The following is a 16,328-nucleotide window of genomic DNA, read 5'->3' as shown; positions in this document are numbered from 1 at the left end:
GGCGTGGCATATCGGGGCGAACACGGGGGAGAGCACGCATGAACGAGAGCGTCATCGCGGCGAGCGTGCTGGGTGCGGCACTGGTCGTGGGGCTCGGGGTGCTCGGCGCATGCATCGGGCAGGGGCACGCGGTGGCGCGCGCGATCGAGTCGCTGGGCCGCAACCCCAGCGCGCGCGGGGTCGTCATGAGCGTCCTGATCATCGGCCTGGTCACGATGCTCGTCCTGATGATGTTCGCGCTGGCCATCGCCGTCGTGCTGCTCTACCTGAACCCCTTCGTCGGGTGAGCGCGGGTGCGGGCGCGGAGGCGAAGGACGTGAGTGACGTGGCGACTCAGCTCGTCGTCGTCCTCGTGCTCGTCGTCGTGTCGCTCGCCGCGACCGCCCTCACCCGTCGGCTGCTCGACACGGTCGATCGGGCGCACGACGCGGACCTGGCGTTCTTCCGGGCGGGGTACGCCGGGAGCGAGGCCGCGCGGCGTGAGCTCACGACGCAGCTTCAGGACGCCCGGGACCGGCTCGAGGAGCTGCGGGCCGCGTGGGACCGGGAGCGGGCCGCGGCCGTGTATGCGGACAACCGGTCGGAGGTGCTGGAGCAAGAGGTCATGGCGCTGCGCGACCGAGCGCTCGAGGCCGCCCGGCCGGCCGGCGGAGCCGCCGGTCAGCCGGGCGGCGAGATCGAGTCGCTCTTCGACGACGCCATCCCGCGCTACCTCGACGCGGAGGAGGCGCTGTTCCGCCAGGCGATCGAGACGCACGGCAGGATCGTCGCCACCCGCATCGCGAGCCTCGCGCTGCCGTACCGGGAGATCCCGGCGCTGCTCGACGCACTGACCCCGGCGGAGGTCGACGCGTTCCTCGTCTCTGCCGAGCTGTTCCTGGCGAGGGTGCGCGGGTTCGAGCTGCGCACGCGGTTGTTCGCGACGAGCGACTCCGCGCTGCAGGCCGCGGGGATGCTGGACGCGCTCGGGTTGCTCGCCGGCTGCGACGCGCAGTTCCGGCACGCCGCGCCCGTGCTTGTGCACCGGTACGGCTACGCCGCGGTGGAGGACCTCGTCGCTCGCCTGCGTCGCTGCGCACTGTTCGCGCGATCCGGCGCTCGGCCGGTCGTGCGGGTGTCGAGCAACGACGGTGTCGCCCTCGTGCGGCAGCTGCTGGCCGAGGCGGGCGTCGACGCGTCGGCGCGCTGCGAGGTCGACCGCAACCTGCTGGCGGGCGTCGTCGTCGACTCGGAGCTCGGCTACGTCGACCTCTCGCTCCGCCAGCTCGTGACGACGTCGGCGTGGGACGGCGGACAGCCGGGCCTCGGAAGGTTGGTGAGCACATGACGGACCTCGTGGACCTCTCCCAGTCAGCCCTCGGTGGGCTCGGCGACCTGTACGGCGAGCTCGGGGCGGTGACCGAGGCGGCCGACGGCGTGGTGTTCTGCTCGGGCCTGCTCAAGGCCCGGCTCAACGACGTCGTGCTGATCGACGGGGTGCACCGGGGCGTGGTCATCCTGCTCACGGCCGACCAGGTGGGTGTCGGTGTGCTGCCCCGCGGGGGCGAGGTGGTCCGGGAGGGTTCGACGGTCGAGCTCACCGGCCAGCTGTTCACCGCCACCGTCAGCACCGACATCGCCGGGCGGGTGCTGGACGCCTCCGGCACCCCGGTGGACGGCGGTCGCCGCCTGACCGGGACCGTCGGTCGGCCGGGGTTCTCCCTCCCGCCGGCGTTGTCGTCCATCGCGCGGGTCGACCGGCCGCTGGAGACCGGCATCGCCGCCATCGACGCGATCACCCCGATCGGCAAGGGGCAGCGTCAGCAGGTCCTCGGGGACCGTGCCACCGGCAAGACCCAGCTGGTGATGGACATCATCGTCAACCAGCGCGGCAAGCAGGTGCGCTGCCTCTACGTGGCGCTCGGGTCGCGGATCAGCGAGGTCTCGTCCTTGTGCGACCAGCTGCGGGTGCGCGGCGCGATGGAGTACACGACAGTCGTCCTCGCCCCGGCGGACGCCTCGCTCACGGAGATCTACCTCGCGCCGTACTACGCGACCGCTCTGGCCGAGCAGCTGCGCGACAACGGCGAGGACGTCCTGCTCATGTTCGACGACCTCTCGGCGCACGCCGACGCCTACCGGTCGATCTCGCTGCTCCTGCGACGCACCCCGGGCCGCGAGGCCTACCCGGGTGACGTCTTCTACCTGCACGGCAGCCTGCTCGAGCGGGGTGCACAGCTGACGGAGCAGAAGGGTGGCGGTTCGATCACCATGCTCGCGCTCGTCGACACCCTGTCCGGCGACGTGACGGGCTACATCGCTTCGAACGTCATGTCGATCACCGATGGCCAGATCGTGCTGTCGACGGCCCTGGCGAACGAGGGTCAGATGCCCCCCATCGACCTCGGCACGTCGGTCTCCCGGATCGGCCGCGACGCGCAGTACCCCGTGGTCGCGCGCCTCACCGGCGGTCTGCGGCGCATCCTCGCGGTGTACGAAGAGCTCAAGCCGATGCTGATGTACGACAACGCCCTCAGCGCCTCCCAGCGGGACCAGGTTGCCGCGGCCCGGGCCGTCCGTGCGGTGCTCGCGCAGCGGGCGTGGCAGCCCGTCCGGCTGGGCGAGCTCGTCGTGCTGCTCTGGGCGCTGCAGCAGGGAGTCGTCGCCGCGCTGCCGCCGCGCGACATGCCGCTGATTCGTGACCTGTTGGTCAAGGTCGCGTCCGAGTCGGAGGACTACGCGGACTTCGAGGACTCCCTGCGGCAGATCGATGTGCTGGCCGAGCCGCACCTCGCTTTCATGAGCGCGATCGTCGAGACCGCCCGGACGAGGCTCGGGTGAGCTCGACCGCCCTGAAGGCGATGGCCGACGAGATCTCCTCCCTGGAGGCGACGAGCCAGGTGGTGCATGCCTTCGAGCTGCTGGCGATGGTGCACCTGCCGGCGCTCCGGGCGCAGGTCGAGGCGGTGCGCGCCTACACGGATGCGGTGCTGCACTCCATCGCGGAGATCGCCGAGCATGGCGAGCTGCGCTACAGCGTGGAGGCCGAGGGGCGGGGGCATCGTGATCTCGTCATCCTGGTGACGTCGTCGATGGGCATGTGCGGCTCGTACAACCAGGAGGTCTTCGCGGCTCTCGAGAAGCACCTCGCGGCCGACGGCGACGAGTCCGCCGACGAGGCGGAGTACCTCGTCATCGGCAGCCGCGGGATGCGCCACCTCACCGACCGCAAGCGCAGCGTGCTGGGCCTGTACGACCTCGACCTCGAGGGCGTCGACGTCACGACGGTCGCCGGGTTGGCCGCGGCGGCGGTGGACCGCGTCCGCTCGGGGCACAACCGACGGGTCCTGGTCGCCTACACGCACTACGAGGACGTGGTGACCTTTTCCGCGCGGGTCGCCCAGCTGTACCCGCTCCACCTGCCGCCGCACCGCGAACCCGACGCCAACCTGCCGGTGGTCGACTTCGAGCTGGAGCCCGCGGAGGTGCTCGCCCAGTTCGTGGACAGCTACGCCATCGGTCAGCTCTTCGCGTGGGTGCGGCACGCCGTGGCATCCGAGTACGGGATGCGCCGGATGACGACGAACCTGTCGAAGCGAGCGCTGCGCGACACCTTGACGGAACGGCGCAGGCACTACCGCAAGGCGCGCATGGCGGCCGAGTCGGCCGAGCTGCTCGACGTCCTGAGCAGCCAGCAGGCGGCGCGCACGCGCCGCACAACCACAGGAGCCCGCGATGACTGAGCCGATCGGCGGCCCCGCCGCCCAGTCTGCTGGCGGCCCCGCCGCCCAGTCTGCTGGCGGCCCCGGTGCCCCGTCCGCCGCGGCCACGGCCGGCCCCGGCGGCCGGTCGGTGCGCCGGGGCACCGTCACGGGGGTGAACGGCTTCATCCTCGACGTGCTGTTCGCCAATCAGGAGCTCCCCGAGATCGGCGCCGCGCTCGAGTACTCCGCGCCGTCCGGTACCTACTCCGCCGAGGTGGTCGCTCACGCCGGGCTCGACACCGTCCGGGCCAACGCGATCGGCGAGACCAGCGGTGTTCGGCGCGGCCAGGAGGTGCTGACCACTGGCGCGCCGATGTGCTTCCCGGTGGGTGAGGGCCTGCTCGGCCGACGCCTGGACGCCCGAGGCCAACCGACGGACGAGCGCGGCCCGCTGGTCTTCAGTGCGCTGCGCCCGATCGCGCGGCCCGCGCCGACGCTGCCCGAGCTGTCCAGCCGGCGCGAGATCGTGCGGACCGGGATACGCGTCATCGACGTGATGTGCCCGATCCTGCGCGGGGGCAAGACCGGGCTGTTCGGCGGCGCGGGGGTGGGCAAGTCCGTCCTCATCCAGGAGCTGATGCTCCGGATCGGCACCACGGGCGGCGTCTCGGTGTTCGCCGGAGTCGGCGAACGCGGGCGGGAGGGCGTGGAGCTGACCCGCGAGCTGAGCGAGTCCGGAGCGCTCGACTCCACCGTGATCGTCCTGGGCCGGATGTCCGAGGCCCCCGGGGTCCGCATCCAGGCGGCGTTCGCCGGGCTCACCGTGGCGGAGTACTTCCGTGACGACGCCGGCCGTGACGTCCTGTTCTTCGTCGACAACGTCTTCCGGATGCTCCAGGCCGGCGCGGAGCTGTCCACCCAGCTGGGCAAGGCGCCGATCATCGGTGGCTACCAGCCGACGCTCGCCGCCGAGATCGGCAGGTTCGAGGAGCGGATCGCGTCGACCACCCGAGCGGCGATCACCTCGATCCAGGCGGTGTTCCTGCCCGCAGACGACATCGACGACCCTTCGGCCGTCGCCACGTTCACCCACCTGGACTCGACGGTCGTGCTGTCCCGGTCGATCGCGGCATCCGGCATCTACCCCGCGATCGACCCGCTCGCGTCGAGCTCGCGCGGGCTGACCCCGCTGCTGGTCGGTCACCGGCACCACCAGGTGGCCACCGCTGCTCGCGCGTGCTTGCAGCGCTACTCCGAGATCGAGGAGATCGTCTCGATCGTCGGCATCGAGGAGCTGGGCGAGAACGACCGCAACACGGTCCGCCGGGCGCGCATGATCCGCAACTACCTCGCGCAGCGCTTCGTCGTCTCCGAGCGGTACACGGGGGAGCCGGGGGTGGTCGCCGACCTCGCCACCAGCCTCGACGTGCTGGAGGGCATCTGCGAGGGCAGCTACGACGGCCGCGACGCCGAGGAGTTCCTCTACATCACGCACGCTCCCGCGGTGGGGGTCTGATGCGCATCCGCGCGATCAGCCCTGCGGGTGTGCGGCTCGAAGGGCCCATCGAGTCCGTCACGGTCGACACCTCCACCGGGCAGCAGACCATCCTCGAGGGCCACTCGGCGTTCATCGGACTGTTCGCGCTCTCGTCCGTGCGGGTGGTGCTCGATCCAGGCCAGGCGAAGCAACGCACGGCGGAGCTGTGGGCCGCCTCCGGTTACGTGCACGTCCTGGACGCCGACGTGCTGCTGGTTGCCCTCGGCTTCGCCGACACCGAGGAGGAGCTCGAGACGATGGTGGCTGCGCTCGAGGCCGCGCGTCGGCGGCCGCTCCCGCCCGTTCCGCAGGGCGCGGGCCGGCGCGGCGGGACGTCCGGCGACGTCGTCCCGCACCAGCGCGTGGCGGTGCCCGTCGGCGAGGTGCTGGTATGACCGGGCTGGTGGTCGCGGCGCTCGGCGTGACGCTGGTGGTCGCGCTCGGGCCGGGCCTCGTCCTCGCGACGCTCGTGCGACTGCCCCGCACTCGCGTCGCCACCCTCGCGCGGCTCACCCGGGCACGCGAGCTGCTGCGGCTCGACGCCCCGCTGTGGTCGGCGCTGTTGCTGTTCGTCGGCTCGTCCGCCGGCCTCACGACGGTGGTTCTGGCCCAACCCGTCGACTTCCCCTACGCTCTCGTCCTCACCTGGTGGGTCGTCGTCGTCGTCCTGCTCGGCGCGGCGCACGTCGGCCAGGTGCGAGGCGGGGGACGCCGGCCGGGACCGTGCCTCGCCGAGCACCTCATCGGGCTCGCCGGCATCGTGGCGGCGGCCGGCGGCGTGCTGCTCGTCGCGCTCGCGGTGCGCAAGGCGCTGCTCGGCACATGGAGCGCGATGGGGATCGTCGCCGCGCCCGTGCTGCTCGGTGTGGTCCTCGTGGTCGCCGCCCTGCTCACGGAGCTCCTCGCGTGGTGCGCGCAGTACCGGGTGCGGCCGGTGCGCGTGCTCGTCGACCCGGCGCTCCTGAGCCCCGGGAGGGCGTCGTGAGGTGGCGTGCCGGTGCGGTGCTGCTGGCGGTCGGTGCGCTCGCCGCCTGCACCTCGCCCGAGCAGCTCGTACGCAGCGACCCGGACTTCTGCACCCATCTCATCGCGGGGGTCGCTGACTACACGGACTTCGCCACGGCCGTGACCGACGGCGCGGAGGTCACGGCCCCCGAGCGGGACGTCGCGGCGAGCTACGTCGCGGCACTGCGGGCCTCGGCGCCCGACGACGCCGCGGTCGCCGCAGCCCTCGACGTCTTCACGACGCCCTACGAGCTCGACCGGCATGCGCAGGGCCAGAACGACACCCCCCCGGAGCCGGTAGACGCCGACACGCTCAAAGCCTCAACCAGCACCCTGCTGACGGCCTGCGCCACCCCCTAGCCCCGCACCCACTCCCCGGCCCCCACGCCCCGGCCCCCACCCCCCGCCGAACTCGGAGGTTCGCCTCGAACTCGCACACCGCAGTGTCCGAGTTCGGCGCAAACCTCCGAGTTCGGCGGCAGCGGTTTCTTACAGTTCGATGTTGCCGTTCGGGGTGGAGAACGTCACCTTGTTCAGGTGGGGGGCGTCTTCCGGGGTCACGTAGCGGACGTCCAGGTCCTGGGAGGTGTAGTCCGGCGCCAGGCCCAGCCAGCTGCGCACCAGGTCGGGGTCGCCCGCGATCTCGAGCCCGGTCAGGACGACGTCCGGGGCACCGCCGACGGAGGGGTGCAGCTCGGGCGGCGTCTCCCAGCGAATCATGTACGGCAGCTGCGGGTCCACAACCAGGCCCTTGACGCCGATCTGGCGCCAACGCAGCTCGACGCCGTCGGGTCGGTGCCGGTTGCCGGGCACCGCGTCGTGACCGATGCGCTCCTCGAACGGGGCGAGGTCGTCGACCGCGACCACCCAGCAGACCCAACCGCCACCGGCCGCGGAGCGGGCGCGGACGGCCTGGCCGAACGCTGCCTTGTCAGAGGCGGGGTGATCGAGCACCTCGACGACCTCGACATAGCGGCCGTCGGCGATCGGCAGCACCATGTTGCGCGTGCCGAACCGGGGGTGCACACCGCCGTCCACGGGGACGACTCCGAGAGCGGCACCGAGCCGGGCTGCGGTAGCCCGGAGGCCGTCGGGCTGGGCGGCGTAGGAGACATGATCGAGGCGCATGCCAGGAATCGTGACACAACTTCTGAGCGGTCAAGTACTAGGAAACGTGTCCACAGCCTGGACAGCCCCACTACGATCTGCGCAACAACGACGAAACATGTTCGGCTTAAAGTAGCAATTTGGTCGTATCCCGCCATCCGTGGAGGCATCGTGCGCATTCTTTCCCGTCGAACCGGCACCCTCATCGTCCTGTCCGCCGTCACGGCGCTCGTCCTGAGCGCCTGCGCCACCAGCACCGAGACGGCCCCGGCGGCCAGCTCGGGGGGTGTCTCGCTGGTCAAGGCCGGCACGCTCACCACGTGCACCCAGCTCCCGTACCGACCGTTCGAGTTCAGCGACGCGGGCAAGATCACGGGCTTCGACATCGAGATCGTCGACGAGATCGCCAAGGACCTCAACGTCACCCAGGAGGTCGTGGACACCCCCTTCGAGGGGATCCAGACCGGTGAGGACCTGAGCACCGGCAAGTGCGACATAGGCGCCGCCGGCATCACGATCACGGACACGCGCAAGACGGTGCTCGACTTCTCCGACCCGTACTTCGACGCGACCCAGGCGCTTCTGGTGAAGTCCGACTCGAAGATCGCCTCGCTCGCCGACCTGGCCGGCAAGAAGCTCGGGGTGCAGGCCGCGACGACCGGGGAGATCTACGCGCAGGAGAACGCCAAGGATGCGGAGCTGGTCCAGTTCGAGGACCTCGCCCTGCTCCAGACCGCGGTGCAGACCGGCCAGATCGACGCCGCCATCAATGACAACGGGGTGCTCTTCGACTTCGCGAGCTTGAACAAGGACGTCAAGGTCTCCACCGAGTTCGACACGGGGGAGCAGTACGGGCTGGCCGTGAAGCTGGACAACAAGCCCCTGCTCGATGCCGTCAACGCGAGCCTGGCCCGGATCAAGAGCGACGGCACCTACGACACGCTGTACGCGAAGTGGTTCCCGTCCGCACCGGGCGCAGCGTCCCCGTCGCCGTCCGCCAGCTGAACCGAACGGCCCAGCAACAGCCCTGAAGTGACGGCGCGGACGGCCGGTCGAACCTGACCGGTCGTCCGCGCGGAGTGGAGAAGATCGTGGCCTTGACCCGCCGACAACGCGCCAAGACGGTGCGGGGCGTGCAGTACGGCATCCTCGTGGCGGCCCTCGTCGGGATCGCCGTCGTCGCCGACTGGGGTCGGATCAGCAAGCGCCTGCTCGACCCGCAGATCGCGGCCGACCAGTTCCCCGAGATCATCCAGACGGCCCTGCTGAACACGGTGATCTACACCGCGCTCGGGTTCTCGTTCGCCCTGGTCCTCGGGCTGCTGCTCGCCCTGATGAAGCTGTCGTCCGTGGCGCCGTACCGCTGGCTGGCCAACATCTACATCGAGTTCTTCCGCGGCGTGCCCGCCCTGCTGGTCTTCATCGCCTTCGGGTTCGGCCTGCCGCTCGCGTTCGGGGTGCGGTTCGGCAACTACACGACGGTGATGATCTCGCTCGGGCTCGTGGGGGCCGCCTACATCGCGGAGACCCTCCGGGCGGGCATCCAGGCGGTCCCCAAAGGGCAGATGGAGGCCGCCCGCTCGTTGGGGATGTCGTCCGGTCGGGCGATGTTCTCGATCGTCGTACCGCAGGCCTTCCGGATCATCCTGCCGCCCCTGACGAACGAGCTGATCGCGCTGACGAAGGACTCGTCGCTCATCTACCTGCTCGGCCTGTCCGTGACCGAGTACGAGCTGACCAAGTTCGGTCGCACTGCGATGTCGGACACCGCCAACCTCACGCCGCTGATCCTGGCCGGCCTGTGCTACCTCATCATCACGATCCCGCTCGGGTTCCTCGTCCGCAGGCTCGAGTCCCGTTCAGCAAAGGCCCGGTGAACCGCAGTGACTGCCGCACTCAGCGACGACCTCTCCCCCCAGCCGGTCGAGGGCCAGCCACTCGTCGACATCCGCGCGCTGCACAAGTCGTTCGGCGAGCACGAGGTGCTCAAGGGCATCGACCTCCAGGTCCATCCGGGTGAGGTCGTCTGCATCATCGGCCCGTCCGGGTCGGGCAAGTCCACCCTGCTGCGCTGCGTGAACCTGCTCGAGCAGCCCCGCTCCGGGGTGATCCGGATCGGTGAGCTCGAGGTCACGGACCCCGACGTCGACATCGACCGGGTCCGGCGCCACGTCGGCATGGTGTTTCAGCAGTTCAACCTGTTCCCGCACCTGTCCGTGCTGCGCAACTGCACGATCGCCCAGGACAAGGTGCTCGGTCGTCGTGGCGCCGAGGGGGAGAAGATCGCGAAGGCGAACCTGGCCCGCGTCAACCTCGACGACAAGCTCGAGGCGTTCCCGGCACAGCTGTCCGGTGGCCAGCAGCAGCGGGTCGCCATCGCGCGCGCCTTGAGCATGGACCCCGAGCTCATGCTGTTCGACGAGCCGACCTCGGCCCTGGACCCCGAGCTCGTCGGTGATGTGCTCACGGTCATGCGACGCCTCGCCGACGAGGGCATGACGATGCTCGTCGTCACGCACGAGATGGCCTTCGCCCGCGAGGTGGCCCATCGCGTCGTGTTCATGGACGACGGCATGATCGTGGAGCAGGGCCCGCCGGAGCAGGTCATCGCCGCTCCCACCGAGGAGCGCACGCGCGAGTTCCTGCGGCGCGTGCTCGACCCGACGCACGTCGAGCCCGGCGAGAGCGAGCCCTTCTAAGCCCAGCGGCCAGTCCCTCGGCGCCCATGGACGACGGCGTCGGGGGCGCCGCCGTGCGACGACGGCGACCGTCCGGGGCCTCCGATCAGGTAACGATTTCGCACGCGTTTGGGCTGTGTCCGAAATGTCCCGTCGAGAAGAACTACCGTTTTTCTATTCGATCGTCTGCTGCGCTGGAGGAATTGTGTCGACTAGGCGCGGGTTTGTGGGGTTCTCGGCGCTGGCCTTGTTCTCCCTCCTGCTGGCCGCCTGCGGTTCGGCGGGCGGTGGCGACGAGAATGCCAGCGCGGGTCCGGGTGCGCTCGCCGACTCCATCACCGTGGGGATCGAGCAGGCGCCCGACGGCTACAACGTGAACACGGCCGACAACTCGAGCGTCTACAACGCCTGGATCGACAACCTCACGCAGCAAGGCTTCTACAAGGTCCAGCCCGACGGAAAGATCGTCGCGAACACGACCTTCGGCACGTACCGCAAGACCTCGGACGACCCGCTGACGGTCGAATACACCATCGCCGATGATGCTGTCTGGTCGGACGGCACCCCGATCGACTTCGACGACGTGCTGCTGGCCTGGGCCGCGTACTCCGGGACGCATCCCTCGGGCGAGGTGGACGACGCCGGCGCGCCCGTCGACCTCTTCCGCTCCGGCAGCACCAACGGGTGGTCCCAGGTCGCCATGCCGCAGGGCAAGGCCGGGGACAAGTCCTTCACGCTCACGTACGCGACCCCTTACGCCGACTGGGAGGTGCTGGGTTCCGGCTTCCTGCCGGCGCACGTCGCCGCTGAGCAAGGTGGTCTGAGCGCCGACGGCGACGGCGCCGCGCTCGTGGCCGCGATCCAGGCCGACGACACGGCTGCGCTCAAGCCGGTCGCGGAGTTCTGGAACACCGGGTGGGCCTTCCAGGAGAACCTGCCCGCCCTGCCCGACGCCGCCCTGATCCCGACGTCGGGTCCGTACAAGTACGACAACGCCTCCAACGGCACCCTCACCCTCGTGGCCAACGACCGGTGGTGGGGCGACCCGGCCAAGACCCACCGGATCGTGTTCAAGACCGTCGACCCGAACGAGATGGTCCAGGCGCTGGCCAACGGTGAGATCGACACGTTCGACCCCTCGAACGCCACCGCCGACATGATGAGCCAGCTCGCCGACCTCGGCGATGCCGTGACCGTCAAGACGGGTGAGTCGCTGTCGTTCAGCCACATCGACCTCGACTCCTCGGCCGCCGGGGTTTTCGCGGACCTCAAGGTGCGCCAGGCGTTCCTCAAGTGCGTGCCGCGCCAGGAGCTGGTCGACAAGTTCGCGACGCCGATCAACCCGTCGTCCACCGTGCTCGACCTGCGCGAGTACCTGCCCGCCCAGGCGGAGTACGCCTCGGTGCTCGCCCGGGTCCCGACCGCCAAGGTCTACGCCAAGGTCGATCTCGAGGGCGCGAAGGCGCTGCTCGCCCAGGCCGGCGTCACCATGCCGCTCACGATCCGGTTCAACTTCGCCTCCCAGTCCGGGCTGCGGGCCGATCAGGTCGCGCTCGTCAAGGCGTCCTGCGACCAGGCCGGCTTCAACATCACCGCCGTGCCCGACCCTGACCTGTTCGCCACCTTGTCGTCCCCGGGCCAGTGGGACGCGGTGATCTTCGGCTGGGCCGGTTCGGGGCTCATCGCCGCGGACGAGTCCATCTTCGTCACCGGCGGCGGCCAGAACTTCGGCGGGTACAGCGACGCGAAGGTCGACGAGCTCTGGTCGAAGATCGTCAAGGTCACGACCCGCGAGGAAGCCATCCCGCTGAAGGCCGAGATGGAGGAGCAGCTGTGGGTCAACCCCTACAACGTCGTGCTCTACGCCAACCCGGGGGTGACGGCCTTCTCGTCCAGGCTCACGGGCCCCGGCTACAACCCCACGCAGTACGGCTCGACCTGGAACGCCGAGACCTGGACCAAGTCCGCGAGCTAGTCCCGGATCGGGGCGTCCGGCCGGCGGGATAACCTCGCGCCAGGTCGGTCCAACTCGAGGGGGAGAGGCGTGTTCGTCTTCGTCGTCAGACGCGTCGTCGTGTCGTTCTTCATCGTGCTCGCGTCGACCGCGCTGATGTACACGCTCGTCGCCCTGTCCGGCAACCCGCTCAAGGACCTGCTCGAGTACAACGGACCGGGTCGCGAGGCCCGCATCGCCGCGCGGACCGCAGCCCTGCACCTCGACGTGCCGATCCCGGAGCGCTACGCCCTCTGGCTGCAGGAGGTCGGCCGGTGCGTCGTCCCCGGTGGCGACCGATGCACCCTCGGTCTCGACCGCAAGCTCCGACCGGTACTGCCCCAGCTCGACGTCGCCCTCGGCTCGACGATGCGGCTCGTCATCGCGGCCACCGTGCTCGCCCTGCTGCTCGGCGTCGTCACGGGCGTCGTGACCGCGTTGCGGCAGTACTCCACGTTCGACCACTCCGTCACCTTCATCGCGTTCCTGTGCTTCTCGCTCCCCGTGTTCTGGGTCTCGACGCTGCTCAAGCAGTACATCGCGATCGACCTGAACACCTGGTTGCGCAACCCTGAGCTGACCTACGCCTCGATCGGGCTGATCGGCCTCGCCGCGGGGCTGGTCTGGGCGGTCGTCATCGGCGGAGACCGGCACCGGCGGCTCGTCGTGGCCGCGGTGGCGGCCGCGGCGACGTCGGGCACGCTCGCCGTGCTGCTGACGGCCGGCTGGTTCCGCCGGCCGGCGCTCGGCCTCACCGGCATCGCCCTGACAGCGCTCGTGATCGCGTTCCTGGCCAGTGCGCTGTTCGCCGGCCTACGTCCCCGCACCCGACCGGTGCTCTACGCGAGCCTGGCGACCGCGGCGGCGGGTACCGCGGTCGTGGCGCTCGCGCAGCGGCTCCTGACCGACATGACGTGGGGGAGCTTCCTCGCGCTCGCCGCCGTGCTCGTGGGGACCGGGGTCGCGATCGGCTACGCCGTCGGCCGCCACGCCCGGCGCCTCGCGATGCAGGTGGCCGGGCTGACGGGGGCGGGCGTCGTCGTCCTGTTCTCGATCGACCAGCTCCTGCGGTCCTACCCGGCGCTGTACGAGGCGACCGGCGGCCACCCGATCGCGACGACCGGGTCGCAGACCGCGAACCTGCAGGGGACCTTCTGGGAGTCGAACCTCGACCTCGTGCTGCACCTCGCGCTGCCGACGCTCGCGATCATGCTCATCTCGTTCGCGAGCTACACCCGGTATACACGGGCGAGCATGCTCGACGTGCTGAATCAGGACTACGTCCGCACGGCGCGGGCCAAGGGCCTCAACGAACGCACGGTGATCGTGCGGCACGCTTTCCGCAACGCGCTCATCCCGCTCACGACGCTCGCGGCCTTCGACTTCGCGGCCGTGCTCGGCGGCGCGGTGGTGACCGAGACGGTGTTCGGGTGGTCCGGGATGGGGCAGCTGTTCACCAGCGGGCTGAGCACCATCGATCCGAATCCCGTGATGGCGTTCTTCCTGGTCACCGCTGTGGCTACGGTCATCTTCAACATGCTGGCGGACATCGCCTACGCGTTCCTGGACCCCCGGATCCGGCTCCGATGACCGACGTGGTCGCGCGCAGCTCTGGGCGCAGTGTCCGGCGCCGGTTCCGCCGGCACCGGGCCGCCATGGGGGGCCTGATCGTGCTCGTGGCGATCATCGCGCTCGCGTTCAGCTCGATCGGGTTCGGCCCGGTGCCGGGGTGGTGGCCGCTCGACTTCCGGGACCCGATGCCGTTCGTCGACGGCGGCGCGCCGACCCTGACGTTGTGGCCCCCCAGCCTCGGGGTGCACCCGTTCGGCCAGGACAACCTCGGTCGCGACTACTTCGCGCAGACGATGCGGGGCGCCCAGCAGTCGCTGACCATCGCGTTCCTCGTCGGGATCGTCGGCACCGTGATCGGTACCGTGATCGGCGCGGTCGCGGGTTACTTCCGGGGCTGGACCGAGGGCGTCCTCATGCGTTTCACCGACGTCATGATCACGATCCCGCTGCTCGCCGTCGCCGCGGTCGTCGCCGTCTCGAGCAAGAACGTCGGCGGGGTCTGGGCCCTGGGGATCTTCCTCGGCCTGGTCACCTGGACCGGGCTCGCGCGCATCGTGCGCGGGGAGCTCCTGTCCCTGCGTGAGAAGGAGTTCGTCGACGCGGCGCGGTCGGTCGGCGCGTCGAGCGGTCGGATCATCTTCCGCCACATCCTGCCCAACGCGGTCGGGGTGATCATCGTCTCGGCGACGCTCGCGATCTCGTCGGCGATCCTGCTCGAGTCGGCCCTGAGCTTCCTCGGGTTCGGGGTCCAGCCGCCCGACACGTCGCTCGGCCAGCTCATCAACAGCTACCGCTCCGCCATGAGCGTGCGGCCCTGGTTGTTCTGGTGGCCGGGGCTCCTGATCGTCGCGATCGCCCTCGCGGTCAACTTCATCGGGGACGGCCTGCGCGACGCGTTCGACCCGCGCCTCGACCGCGCGAAGGGCTCGGCGGCGCGCCCGACGGCGATCGAGCCCGTCCCGCCCAGCGCGCCCAGCGGGCCCGGTGCCTGGAGGGGGAGCGACGACGTCGCCCCGATCCTCGAGGTCAGCGGCCTCGGCGTCGACTTCCGGGTCGACGGCGAGTGGGTGCCGGCCGCGCGCGACGTCGCCTTCGCGATCCGGCCGGGCGAGGTGGTCGCCGTCGTCGGCGAGTCCGGGTCGGGCAAGTCCGTCTCGGCGATGGCGATCCTCGGCCTGCTGCCCGCGAGCTCCCGGACCACGGGCTCGGCGACGCTCCAGGGCCGGGAGCTGATCGGCGGGCGGCCGGGCGCGCTGCGGGCGGTGCGGGGCAACGACGTCGGGTTCGTGTTCCAGGAGCCGATGACGGCGCTGAACCCGGTGCTCACCCTCGGCTTCCAGGTGGCCGAGGTCCTGCTCAGCCATCAGGACATCTCCCCCGAGCGGGCGCGCGAGCGTGTCCTGGAGCTGTTCCGGCTCGTCGACCTGCCGAACCCCGAGAGCCGGTACCGCGACTACCCCCACCAGCTGTCCGGCGGCCAGCGGCAGCGGGTCATGATCGCGATGGCGATCGCGTGCGACCCCGTCCTGCTCATCGCCGACGAGCCCACGACGGCGCTCGACGTCACCGTCCAGGCGGAGATCCTGGAGCTCCTGCGGGCGCTGCACCAACGGCTCGACTCGGCCATCCTGCTCATCACGCACGACATGGGGGTCGTCGCCGACCTCGCGGACACGGTCGTCGTCATGAAGGACGGTCGGGTCGTCGAGACCGGGCCGATCCGGCAGGTCTTCTCGTCGCCGCGTGCGGCCTACACCGCCGAGCTGCTCGCGGCCGTGCCGCACCTCGGGGCCGTGATCGAGGCCGGCCGGCTCGCGGTGCACGAGCCCGCGCCGGTCGGCGACCGGGCGTCGCGGGAACCCCGACCGGCGGCTGCGGCCCCGGCCAGGGCGGTGGCGGCGCTCGACCTGAACCACCTGGTGGTCGAGTACCCCGGCCGCGGTCGGACGCCCGCGTTCCGCGCGGTCGACGACGTGTCGTTCTCCATCGCGCCCGGCGAGGTCGTGGGCCTGGTGGGGGAGTCCGGGTCCGGCAAGACGACGATCGGGCGCGCCATCCTCGGCCTGCTGCCGGTGGCGAGCGGTTCGGTCTCGATCTGCGGGGCCGACGTCGCCGGTCTGTCGCGTCGCGAGCGGCGTCCGCTGCGTCGTCGGTCAGCGATCGTGTTCCAGGACCCGGCCGCGTCGCTCAACCCGCGGATGACCATCGGGGAGTCCATCGGGGAGCCGTTGCACCTCCACGAGGGGCTGCGTGCGGCCGCGCTCGACCGCCGGGTCGAGGACCTGCTGGATCAGGTCCAGCTGCCGCACGCCTACCGCAACCGGTTCCCGCACGAGCTCTCCGGCGGGCAGCAGCAACGCGTCGGCATCGCCCGCGCCCTGTCGCTCGGGCCCGAGCTGCTGGTGGCGGACGAGCCGACGAGCGCCCTCGACGTGTCCGTCCAGGCGCGCGTGCTCGAGCTGTTCGCCGAGCTCCAGCGCGAGCGCGGGTTCGCGTGCCTGTTCATCAGTCACGACCTGGCGGTCGTCGAGATCCTCGCGAGCAGGGTCGCCGTGCTGCACCGCGGGCTGCTCGTCGAGCTCGGCACGCGCGAGCAGGTCCTGCTGCACCCGGCGCAGCCGTACACCCGCCGGTTGATCGCGGCCGCCCCGGTGCCCGACCCGGACGCGCAGCGTGCTCGTCGCGCCGAACGGGCCGCGGCCCTCGCCGACGGGGCGGACGCGCCGTAGTCGGGTCCGCCCTCGGCCTGCCGC

General features: G+C 70.8%; 15 protein-coding genes and 1 pseudogene. 15 read left to right on the top strand and 1 reads right to left on the bottom strand.

Annotation, left to right across the window (positions count from 1 at the left end; all coding sequences use genetic code 11):
* The first annotated feature begins 38 nt into the window (after positions 1–38).
* From VTA80_RS05245 to VTA80_RS05210, 8 genes are read left to right on the top strand one after another with little or no spacing between them, the layout of a single operon-like run.
* Positions 39–287: an ATP F0F1 synthase subunit C gene (locus VTA80_RS05245; protein ID WP_407344346.1), complete on the top strand. Its 249-nt coding sequence runs from the start codon at positions 39–41 to the stop codon at positions 285–287.
* A gap of 29 nt (positions 288–316) precedes the next feature.
* Positions 317–1,327, top strand: coding sequence for a hypothetical protein (locus VTA80_RS05240; protein ID WP_407344345.1), 1,011 nt, complete (start codon positions 317–319; stop codon positions 1,325–1,327).
* Complete coding sequence (locus VTA80_RS05235; RefSeq protein WP_407344344.1) at positions 1,324–2,820, top strand: F0F1 ATP synthase subunit alpha; 1,497 nt, start codon at positions 1,324–1,326, stop codon at positions 2,818–2,820. Before VTA80_RS05240 ends, VTA80_RS05235 begins: the two co-directional genes overlap by 4 nt.
* On the top strand, positions 2,817–3,722 hold the full coding sequence (locus tag VTA80_RS05230) for a FoF1 ATP synthase subunit gamma (RefSeq protein WP_407344343.1): 906 nt from the start codon (positions 2,817–2,819) through the stop codon (positions 3,720–3,722). The genes VTA80_RS05235 and VTA80_RS05230 overlap by 4 nt, the downstream gene beginning before the upstream one ends.
* Positions 3,715–5,199: a F0F1 ATP synthase subunit beta gene (gene atpD, locus VTA80_RS05225; RefSeq protein WP_407344342.1), complete on the top strand. Its 1,485-nt coding sequence runs from the start codon at positions 3,715–3,717 to the stop codon at positions 5,197–5,199. Before VTA80_RS05230 ends, atpD begins: the two co-directional genes overlap by 8 nt.
* Positions 5,199–5,615 carry a hypothetical protein gene (locus VTA80_RS05220; protein ID WP_407344341.1) on the top strand — a complete coding sequence of 139 codons (417 nt, stop codon included), beginning with the start codon at positions 5,199–5,201 and terminating at the stop codon, positions 5,613–5,615. Before atpD ends, VTA80_RS05220 begins: the two co-directional genes overlap by 1 nt.
* Positions 5,612–6,205: a hypothetical protein gene (locus tag VTA80_RS05215; RefSeq protein WP_407344340.1), complete on the top strand. Its 594-nt coding sequence runs from the start codon at positions 5,612–5,614 to the stop codon at positions 6,203–6,205. The genes VTA80_RS05220 and VTA80_RS05215 overlap by 4 nt, the downstream gene beginning before the upstream one ends.
* A complete protein-coding gene (locus VTA80_RS05210) occupies positions 6,202–6,585 on the top strand; it encodes a hypothetical protein (RefSeq protein ID WP_407344339.1) in 384 nt (127 codons plus the stop codon). The genes VTA80_RS05215 and VTA80_RS05210 overlap by 4 nt, the downstream gene beginning before the upstream one ends.
* A 129-nt stretch (positions 6,586–6,714) precedes the next feature.
* Here VTA80_RS05210 and VTA80_RS05205 read toward each other — a convergent pair whose 3' ends face one another.
* Positions 6,715–7,353, bottom strand: a complete 639-nt coding sequence (locus tag VTA80_RS05205) for a VOC family protein (RefSeq protein ID WP_407344338.1) — start codon at positions 7,351–7,353, stop codon at positions 6,715–6,717.
* Between the two features lie 150 nt (positions 7,354–7,503).
* Here VTA80_RS05205 and VTA80_RS05200 point away from each other — a divergent pair, with 150 nt between their 5' ends.
* From VTA80_RS05200 to VTA80_RS05170, 7 genes and pseudogenes are all read left to right on the top strand, one after another.
* Positions 7,504–8,337 (top strand): basic amino acid ABC transporter substrate-binding protein, encoded by an 834-nt coding sequence (locus VTA80_RS05200; protein WP_407344337.1) that lies wholly within the window; start codon positions 7,504–7,506, stop codon positions 8,335–8,337.
* A gap of 86 nt (positions 8,338–8,423) precedes the next feature.
* Entirely contained in the window at positions 8,424–9,209 is a 786-nt protein-coding gene (locus VTA80_RS05195; protein WP_407344336.1) for an amino acid ABC transporter permease, read from the top strand.
* A gap of 6 nt (positions 9,210–9,215) precedes the next feature.
* A complete protein-coding gene (locus VTA80_RS05190) occupies positions 9,216–10,031 on the top strand; it encodes an amino acid ABC transporter ATP-binding protein (protein WP_407344335.1) in 816 nt (271 codons plus the stop codon).
* A gap of 184 nt (positions 10,032–10,215) precedes the next feature.
* On the top strand, positions 10,216–11,985 hold the full coding sequence (locus VTA80_RS05185; protein ID WP_407344334.1) for an ABC transporter family substrate-binding protein: 1,770 nt from the start codon (positions 10,216–10,218) through the stop codon (positions 11,983–11,985).
* A gap of 69 nt (positions 11,986–12,054) precedes the next feature.
* Complete coding sequence (locus VTA80_RS05180; RefSeq protein ID WP_407344333.1) at positions 12,055–13,593, top strand: ABC transporter permease; 1,539 nt, start codon at positions 12,055–12,057, stop codon at positions 13,591–13,593.
* Positions 13,590–13,691, top strand: a pseudogene (locus VTA80_RS05175) (hypothetical protein); the annotation flags it as partial. The gene VTA80_RS05180 and the pseudogene VTA80_RS05175, both read left to right, overlap by 4 nt.
* A 69-nt stretch (positions 13,692–13,760) precedes the next feature.
* Positions 13,761–16,304 carry a dipeptide ABC transporter ATP-binding protein gene (locus VTA80_RS05170; protein WP_407345696.1) on the top strand — a complete coding sequence of 848 codons (2,544 nt, stop codon included), beginning with the start codon at positions 13,761–13,763 and terminating at the stop codon, positions 16,302–16,304.
* The last annotated feature ends 24 nt before the right edge of the window (positions 16,305–16,328 follow it).

It is taken from the genome of Pengzhenrongella phosphoraccumulans, from assembly GCF_045689905.1.
In the GTDB taxonomy this organism is placed as follows: Bacteria; Actinomycetota; Actinomycetes; order Actinomycetales; family Cellulomonadaceae; genus Pengzhenrongella; species Pengzhenrongella phosphoraccumulans.
Note: the sequence above shows the minus strand (reverse complement) of the source record. Positions and strands in the feature narration are given on the sequence as shown.

Bases quoted from the DNA above. Each gene is read 5' to 3' on its own strand.
- VTA80_RS05245 (WP_407344346.1), top strand. From the start codon at position 39: ATGAACGAGAGCGTCATCGCGGCGAGCGTGCTGGGTGCGGCACTGGTC.
- VTA80_RS05235 (WP_407344344.1), top strand. From the start codon at position 1,324: ATGACGGACCTCGTGGACCTCTCCCAGTCAGCCCTCGGTGGGCTCGGC.
- atpD (WP_407344342.1), top strand. From the start codon at position 3,715: ATGACTGAGCCGATCGGCGGCCCCGCCGCCCAGTCTGCTGGCGGCCCC.
- VTA80_RS05220 (WP_407344341.1), top strand. From the start codon at position 5,199: ATGCGCATCCGCGCGATCAGCCCTGCGGGTGTGCGGCTCGAAGGGCCC.
- VTA80_RS05215 (WP_407344340.1), top strand. From the start codon at position 5,612: ATGACCGGGCTGGTGGTCGCGGCGCTCGGCGTGACGCTGGTGGTCGCG.
- VTA80_RS05205 (WP_407344338.1), bottom strand. From the start codon at position 7,353: ATGCGCCTCGATCATGTCTCCTACGCCGCCCAGCCCGACGGCCTCCGG.
- VTA80_RS05170 (WP_407345696.1), top strand. From the start codon at position 13,761: ATGCCGTTCGTCGACGGCGGCGCGCCGACCCTGACGTTGTGGCCCCCC.